The organism is Stenotrophomonas sp. SPM (assembly GCF_003105135.1).
In the GTDB taxonomy this organism is placed as follows: Bacteria; Pseudomonadota; Gammaproteobacteria; order Xanthomonadales; family Xanthomonadaceae; genus Stenotrophomonas.
On sequence record NZ_QETL01000148.1, the window covers coordinates 1 to 6,891 of the forward strand.

At 66.0% G+C, this 6,891-nt stretch carries 7 protein-coding genes; all 7 read left to right on the forward strand.

Annotated features, from left to right (window positions below; translation table 11 throughout):
- Window positions 1–203 precede the first annotated feature (203 nt).
- The 7 genes from ndk to der all read left to right on the forward strand — a co-directional run bounded on the left by ndk (window position 204) and on the right by der (window position 6,845).
- Window positions 204–629: a nucleoside-diphosphate kinase gene (gene ndk, locus DCO49_RS18845; protein ID WP_008265389.1), complete on the forward strand. Its 426-nt coding sequence runs from the start codon at window positions 204–206 to the stop codon at window positions 627–629.
- Window positions 630–639: 10 nt separating this feature from the next.
- Window positions 640–1,845 carry a 23S rRNA (adenine(2503)-C(2))-methyltransferase RlmN gene (gene rlmN / locus DCO49_RS18850; RefSeq protein ID WP_116865291.1) on the forward strand — a complete coding sequence of 402 codons (1,206 nt, stop codon included), beginning with the start codon at window positions 640–642 and terminating at the stop codon, window positions 1,843–1,845.
- Entirely contained in the window at window positions 1,832–2,635 is an 804-nt protein-coding gene (locus DCO49_RS18855) for a type IV pilus biogenesis/stability protein PilW (protein WP_116865292.1), read from the forward strand. The genes rlmN and DCO49_RS18855 overlap by 14 nt, the downstream gene beginning before the upstream one ends.
- A gap of 19 nt (window positions 2,636–2,654) precedes the next feature.
- Complete coding sequence (locus DCO49_RS18860; RefSeq protein ID WP_116865293.1) at window positions 2,655–3,521, forward strand: helix-turn-helix domain-containing protein; 867 nt, start codon at window positions 2,655–2,657, stop codon at window positions 3,519–3,521.
- 64 nt (window positions 3,522–3,585) lie between these two features.
- Entirely contained in the window at window positions 3,586–4,224 is a 639-nt protein-coding gene (locus tag DCO49_RS18865) for a tetratricopeptide repeat protein (RefSeq protein ID WP_116865294.1), read from the forward strand.
- Window positions 4,224–5,432, forward strand: a complete 1,209-nt coding sequence (gene bamB, locus DCO49_RS18870) for an outer membrane protein assembly factor BamB (RefSeq protein WP_116865295.1) — start codon at window positions 4,224–4,226, stop codon at window positions 5,430–5,432. The genes DCO49_RS18865 and bamB overlap by 1 nt, the downstream gene beginning before the upstream one ends.
- A 15-nt stretch (window positions 5,433–5,447) precedes the next feature.
- Window positions 5,448–6,845: a ribosome biogenesis GTPase Der gene (gene der, locus DCO49_RS18875; RefSeq protein WP_116865296.1), complete on the forward strand. Its 1,398-nt coding sequence runs from the start codon at window positions 5,448–5,450 to the stop codon at window positions 6,843–6,845.
- The last annotated feature ends 46 nt before the right edge of the window (window positions 6,846–6,891 follow it).

Below are 6,891 nucleotides of genomic sequence, written 5' to 3' on the forward strand. Positions count from 1 at the left end.
AGCCCACGCTCGGCTGCTTCTCGGACCAAAGGCCAGCCGAGCATGGGCTCGGCTCTACAGGAGGGCCGCAGGCCCTCTACCACCCGGCCGCGTTATCTCTTACAATTCGCCTACGTTTATCAGGCTAAGCCCGCGTCCCGACGCGGGTTTTTTTCATGTTACCCTTCGGGCCATCAGCGGCCCGATTCCATTGGAGACATCCCATGGCGCTGGAGCGCACCCTTTCGATCATCAAGCCGGACGCCGTTGCCAAGAACGTCATCGGCGAAATCTACGCACGCTTCGAGAAGGCCGGCCTGAAGGTCGTGGCCGCCAAGTACAAGCAGCTGTCGCGTCGTGAAGCCGAAGGCTTCTACGCCGTGCACCGCGAGCGTCCGTTCTTCAACGCGCTGGTCGAGTTCATGATCTCTGGCCCGGTGATGATCCAGGCCCTGGAAGGCGAGAACGCCGTCCTGGCCCACCGCGATCTGCTGGGCGCCACCAACCCGAAGGAAGCCGCCGCAGGCACCATCCGCGCCGACTTCGCTGAATCCATCGATGCCAATGCCGCCCACGGCTCGGACTCGGTCGAGAATGCAGCGATTGAAATCGCCTACTTCTTCGCCGCCACCGAAGTCGTCTCGCGCTGAGAGTAATGCCGTGAACGAGGTCGTACAGTCCCCCGCCATCCAGCCGCTGCCGAAGTCGGCACCCGCGGCTGGCAAGCAGAACCTGCTCGACCTCGATCGCGCGGGCCTGGAGAAGTTCTTCGTCGAGGTTCTCGGCGAAAAGAAGTTCCGTGCCCATCAGGTGATGAAGTGGATCCATCATCGCTACGTCACCGATTTCGATGAAATGACCGACCTCGGCAAGGTCCTGCGCGCCAAGCTGCAGGCCCATGCCGAGGTGCTGGTTCCGAACATCGTGTTCGACAAGCCCTCCGCCGACGGCACCCACAAGTGGCTGCTGGCGATGGGCGTGGACGGCAAGAACGCCATCGAGACCGTGTACATCCCCGACAAGACCCGCGGCACGCTGTGCGTGTCCTCGCAGGTCGGTTGCGGCCTGAACTGCACGTTCTGCTCCACCGCCACCCAGGGCTTCAACCGCAACCTGACCACCGCCGAGATCATCGGCCAGGTGTGGGTTGCCGCACGCCACCTGGGCAACGTGCCGCACCAGATGCGCCGCCTCACCAACGTGGTGATGATGGGCATGGGCGAGCCGCTGATGAATTTCGACAACGTCGTGCGCGCCATGAGCGTGATGCGCGACGACCTGGGCTACGGCCTGGCCAACAAGCGCGTGACCCTGTCGACCTCTGGCCTGGTGCCGCAGATCGACCGCCTGTCCACCGAAAGCGACGTGTCGCTGGCGGTGTCGCTGCACGCGCCGAACGATGCGCTGCGCGAAACGCTGGTGCCGCTCAACAAGAAGTATCCGATCGCCGAGCTGATGGCTTCGTGCGCACGCTACCTGCGCGCCAACAAGCGCCGCGAATCGGTGACCTTCGAATACACCCTGATGAAGGGCATCAACGACAAGCCCGAGCATGCCCGTGAACTGGCCCGCCTGATGCGCCAGTTTGACAATGCGGTGCAGGCCAAGGATTCGGGCAAGGTCAACCTGATCCCGTTCAACCCGTTCCCGGGCACCCGCTACGAGCGTTCGGAAGAAGCGCACATCCGCGCCTTCCAGAAGATACTGCTCGACAGCAACGTGCTGACGATGGTCCGCCGCACCCGTGGCGACGACATCGACGCCGCCTGTGGCCAGCTCAAGGGCCAGGTGATGGACCGCACCCGCCGCCAGGCGGAATTCAACAAGACGTTGCAGGCAGGGAAGGGGAGCGATGCGGCCGCGTGACCGTCTCTGGCCAGTCCTGATTGCAGGGGTGCTGGCCGTTTCGGCCAGTGGCTGCAGCAAGACCACCAAGTCGCACCTCCCCGAGGAATACAGCCGCGGTGGTGACATCGCCCCGGAGCGCCACGTGCGCGATGCGCCGGGCGTCCGCGAGGAATTCCGTTACCAGGACCAGCTCGCGCTGGCAGCCCGCGACATGCAGGTGGGCAACCTGGACGAGGCCGAGCGCAAGGTGCGCCAGGCCATCAAGCTCAAGCCCAAGGGCGTGGACGGGGTGATGCTGCTGGCCGGCATCGACGACCGTCGCGGCCGCACGCAGCAGGCAGGCGAGGGTTTCCGCCGCGCCGCCGAACTGGCGCCGCAGCGCGGTGACGTGCTCAACAATTACGGTGCCTGGCTGTGCCAGCACGGCAATGCCGCCGAATCGCTGGTGTGGTTCGACCGTGCGCTGCAGCTGCCGGGCAGTGCTTCGGCAGGCGGCACGCTGGCCAATGCCGGCAGCTGTGCGCTGGATGCGGGGCAGGTGGAACGCGCCGAGCGCGACCTGCGTGCGGCCCTGCTCACGGTGCCGGCCAACCCGGTCGCGCTCGAGGCGATGGCGCAGCTCAACGTCCGGCGTGGCCGGTTCTTCGAGGCGCGCGCCTTCGCCGAACGTAGGATTGCGGCTGCACCGGCCACACGTTCCGTGTTACAACTTGCGTCTGAAATCGAGGCGCGACTGGGCGATCAGGCGGCATCCGATCGTTATCTGCAGCGGATTCGACAGGAATTTCCGCAGGACGCGGGCTCCTAACCTCCAGGGTTGATGCATTGTGATTGATGACCAGACTGTGAGCGCTCTCGATACTGCGGCCGGCTGCGGCACCCGCCTGCGCCAGGCCCGCGAGGCGGCCGGACTGACCCTTGACGATGTCGGCCAGCGCCTGCGCATGCCGGTCCAGGTCGTCAAGTCGCTTGAAGAGGAACAGTGGCAGAAGCTCGGCGCCCCGGTATTCGTCCGTGGCCAGCTGCGCAGCTATGCGCGCCTGCTGAACGTGGATATCAGCCAGCTGTTGGAGCAGGCCCAGGTCGGTGCGGTCGTTCCGCCCACCCTGGTCAGCCATACCCATACCCCGCGTGCCCGCCGCATCGCCGAGAACCTCGGCAGGCGCATGCTCTATGTCGGTATCACCGCAGTGCTGGCGGTGCCGGTGTGGTTTGCCACCCGCGGCCACTTCGACAACACCCCGGCGACCCCGAACACGGCCTCGCTGGACGTGGTGCCGGCCGCCGTGCCGGTGGCCCCGTCCTCGGTCGGCAACGAGCCGTCGGCCGCCAGTGCCGAGCCGGCGGTTGCCGCCGCCAAACCGGCAGCCACCCCCTACGTGGCCTCGCTGGCCCCGGTGCCGCGTCCGGCCCCGGCCGCCCCGGCCACCGCCAACCTGGACATGCAGTTCAGTGGCGACAGCTGGGTCGATATTGCAGGCCCCGATGGCGGCTCGGTCGAGAAGGCGCTGATCAAGGCCGGCGAAACCCGCAGCTTCACCCCCGGCCAGGTGAGCCGCGTGACCTTGGGCAACGCCTCGGCGGTCCAGGTTCAGCAGAACGGCGCTATCGTCGATCTGACCCCCTACCAGCGAGCCAACGTGGCCCGCTTTCAGGTATCCTCTGAAGGCTCCGTTGTCCCGGTTTCGCACTGAGACGCGGTTTCACCACCTTCGATAATCCCAATGGTCCCTCCCTACGGGCGGGGCGAGAGTACGCATGGCGATCGACGATCTGCTCGACGAGCACGAACAAAGTGAACGTGTCCGCAGCTGGCTGCGGAAGAATGGCGCCAGCATCCTCGGTGGCGTAGCGATCGCCATCGGCGCCATTGCCGGCTGGCAGTGGTACCAGACCCAACAGGGCGGCAAGCTGGCCTCGGCCAATGTCGAGTACCAGAAGGCACTGGTTGGCCTGCAGGGCAACAAGCTGGATGACGCGGCAAAGGCAGTCAAGGCGCTGGAGGCTGGTCCGTCCAGCATCTACGGCGATCTGGCGGCCCTGCAGCTGGCCAAGGCCCAGGTCGACGCCGGCAAGAATGAAGAAGCACTGGCCACCCTGCGCGCCGTGAAGGTCGAAGGCGACCTGCAGCGCGTGGTCGACCAGCGCGTGGCCCGCCTGCTGGTGGCCACCGGCAAGAGCGACGAAGCGATCAAGCTGCTTGGCAGCGCCAGCGACAGCGGCAGCCTGGAAATCCAGGGCGATGCGCTGCTGGCGCAGGGCAAGCGTGACGCGGCCCGTGAGCAGTATGAGAAGGCGCTTAAGACGCTGGACGTGGCAGCACCGCAGCGGCGCGTGCTGGAAACCAAGGTTATGGACGCTGGCGGCACCGTCGCCGCCCCTGCGGAGTCGGTTTGATGAGTCAGAAGGTCATGATTACGCGCGTCGCCTCCGTCCTGCTGCTGGGCATGGCATTGACCGGCTGCAGCACCATGAAGGGCTGGTTCGCTGGTAAGGATGCCGCCGCCAAGAAGGCACAGGAGCCGGCCGAACTGGTCAAGTTCGAGCCGACCCTGAAGGTCAACAAGGCCTGGTCGGTCAACCTGGGCAAGGGTGAGCGCCGCATCGGCGTGCGCCAGGGCCCGGCCGTGGCCAACGGCCACGTGTTCGCTGCGGCGATCACCGGTGGCGTGCACGCCATCGACCTGCAGACCGGCAAGAAGGTCTGGACCTGGGAGCCGCAGAAAGAAAAGAAGAAGGCCAAGCTGCGCCTGTCCGGCGGCCCGGGTGTCGGCGAGAACCTGGTGGTCATCGGTACCCTCGATGGCCAGGTGATCGCGCTGGACATCAACGATGGCAGCGAGAAGTGGCGCGCCCGCGTGCCGGGCGAAGTGATCTCGGCCCCGGCTGTGTCGCAGGGCCTGGTGTTCGTGCGCAGCAATGATGGCCGCGTCACCGCGTTCGAAGCCTCCAACGGCACCCAGAAGTGGTTCAACCCCAGCGAGCTGCCGGCGCTGACCGTGCGTGGCAACGCGCCGGTGGTCACCGGTCCGGGCGTGCTGTTCATCGGCAAGGATGACGGCGCTGTCGCCGCCCTGGCCATGCAGGACGGCCGCACCCTGTGGGACCAGACCGTGGGCAGCCCCGAAGGCCGTACCGAGCTGGACCGCATGGCCGACGTCGACGGCGCTCCGGTGCTGGAAGGCAATACGCTGTTCGTGAGCAGCTTCAAGAACCAGACCATGGCCATCGAAGGCCCGACCGGTCGCCCGCTGTGGGCGCGCGACCATGGCGGTGCCGGCGGCGTGGCGGTGTCTTCGGGCAATGTGTTCGTTACCGACCCCAAGGGCGGCGTGTTCGGCCTGGACAAGGCCAGCGGCACCGCGATGTGGTCGCAGACCGGTCTGGCGCGTCGTTCGCTGACCGGGCCTGCGCTGCAGGGTGATTACGTGGTGGTCGGTGACTACAAGGGATACCTGCATTGGCTGCAGGCCTCCGACGGCGCGATGGCGGCGCGGGCCAAGAGCGGCGGTGACGCCCTGCTGGCCCAGCCAATCGTCGTCGACGGGGTGCTGCTGGTGCAGAATGTTGACGGCAAGCTGACCGCGTTCCGGTTGGCAAATTAATACGGAGTAACCGCGATGCTGCCTTTGGTCGCCCTGGTTGGACGGCCGAATGTCGGCAAGTCGACCATTTTCAATGCGTTGACCCGCACGCGTGACGCCCTGGTCCATGACCAGCCCGGCGTCACCCGTGATCGCAACTACGGCGTCTGCCGTCTGGACGAGGACAACCATTTCCTCGTCGTGGACACCGGCGGTATTGCCGAGGAAGAGGAAGGCCTGGCGGGCGCTACCACGCGCCAGGCTCGCGCCGCTGCGGCCGAAGCCGATCTGATCCTGTTCGTCGTTGATGCCCGCGAGGGCACCTCGGCGATGGATGACGAGATCCTGGCGTGGCTGCGCAAGCTGTCGCGCCCGACGCTGCTGCTGATCAACAAGATCGACGGCACCGACGAGGACACCGTCCGCTCGGAATTCGCCCGTTACGGCTTCAGCGAAATGCTGACCGTGTCTGCCGCCCATCGCCAGGGCCTGGATGACCTGATGGACGAGGTGATCCAGCGCCTGCCCGAAGAAGGCAGCGGCGAAGAGCTGGACAACGATCCGGACCGCATCCGCATCGCCTTCGTCGGCCGCCCCAACGTGGGCAAGTCGACGCTGGTCAATCGCATCCTCGGCGAAGAGCGCATGATCGCCTCGGACGTGCCGGGCACCACGCGCGACTCGATCGCCGTGGACCTGGAGCGTGACGGTCGCGAATACCGCCTGATCGATACCGCCGGCCTGCGCCGTCGTTCGCGCGTGGATGAGGTCGTCGAGAAGTTCTCGGTGGTCAAGACCATGCAGTCCATCGAGCAGTGCCAGGTGGCCGTTCTGATGCTGGACGCCACAGAAGGCGTGACCGACCAGGATGCCACCGTGCTGGGCGCGGTGCTGGATGCCGGCCGTGCGCTGGTCATCGCCATCAACAAGTGGGATGGCCTGACCGAGTACCAGCGCGAGCAGGCGGAAACGATGCTGTCGCTGCGCCTGGGCTTCGTGCCGTGGGCCGAGTCGGTGCGCATTTCGGCCAAGCATGGTTCGGGCCTGCGTGAGCTGTTCCGTGCGGTGCACCGCGCGCACGAATCGGCGAACAAGACCTTCACCACCAGCGAAGTGAACAAGGCGCTGGAAATGGCTTACGAGACCAACCCGCCGCCGACCATCCGCGGCCACGTCTCCAAGCTGCGTTACGTGCACCCGGCCGGCGCCAACCCGCCGACCTTCATCGTGCACGGCACGCGCCTGAAGGAACTGCAGGAATCGTACAAACGCTACCTGGAGAACTTCTTCCGCAAGCGCTTCAAGCTGATCGGCACGCCGGTGAGCTTCATCTTCCGCGAGGGTACCAACCCGTACGAGGGCAAGAAGAACGTCCTCACCGAGCGGCAGGTCAAGGCCAAGCGGCGCTTGATGAAGCACGTCAAGGGCAAGTGATTCACAAGAAGGCGGCCGCAGGGCCGCCTTTTTCGTTGGTGGCGCC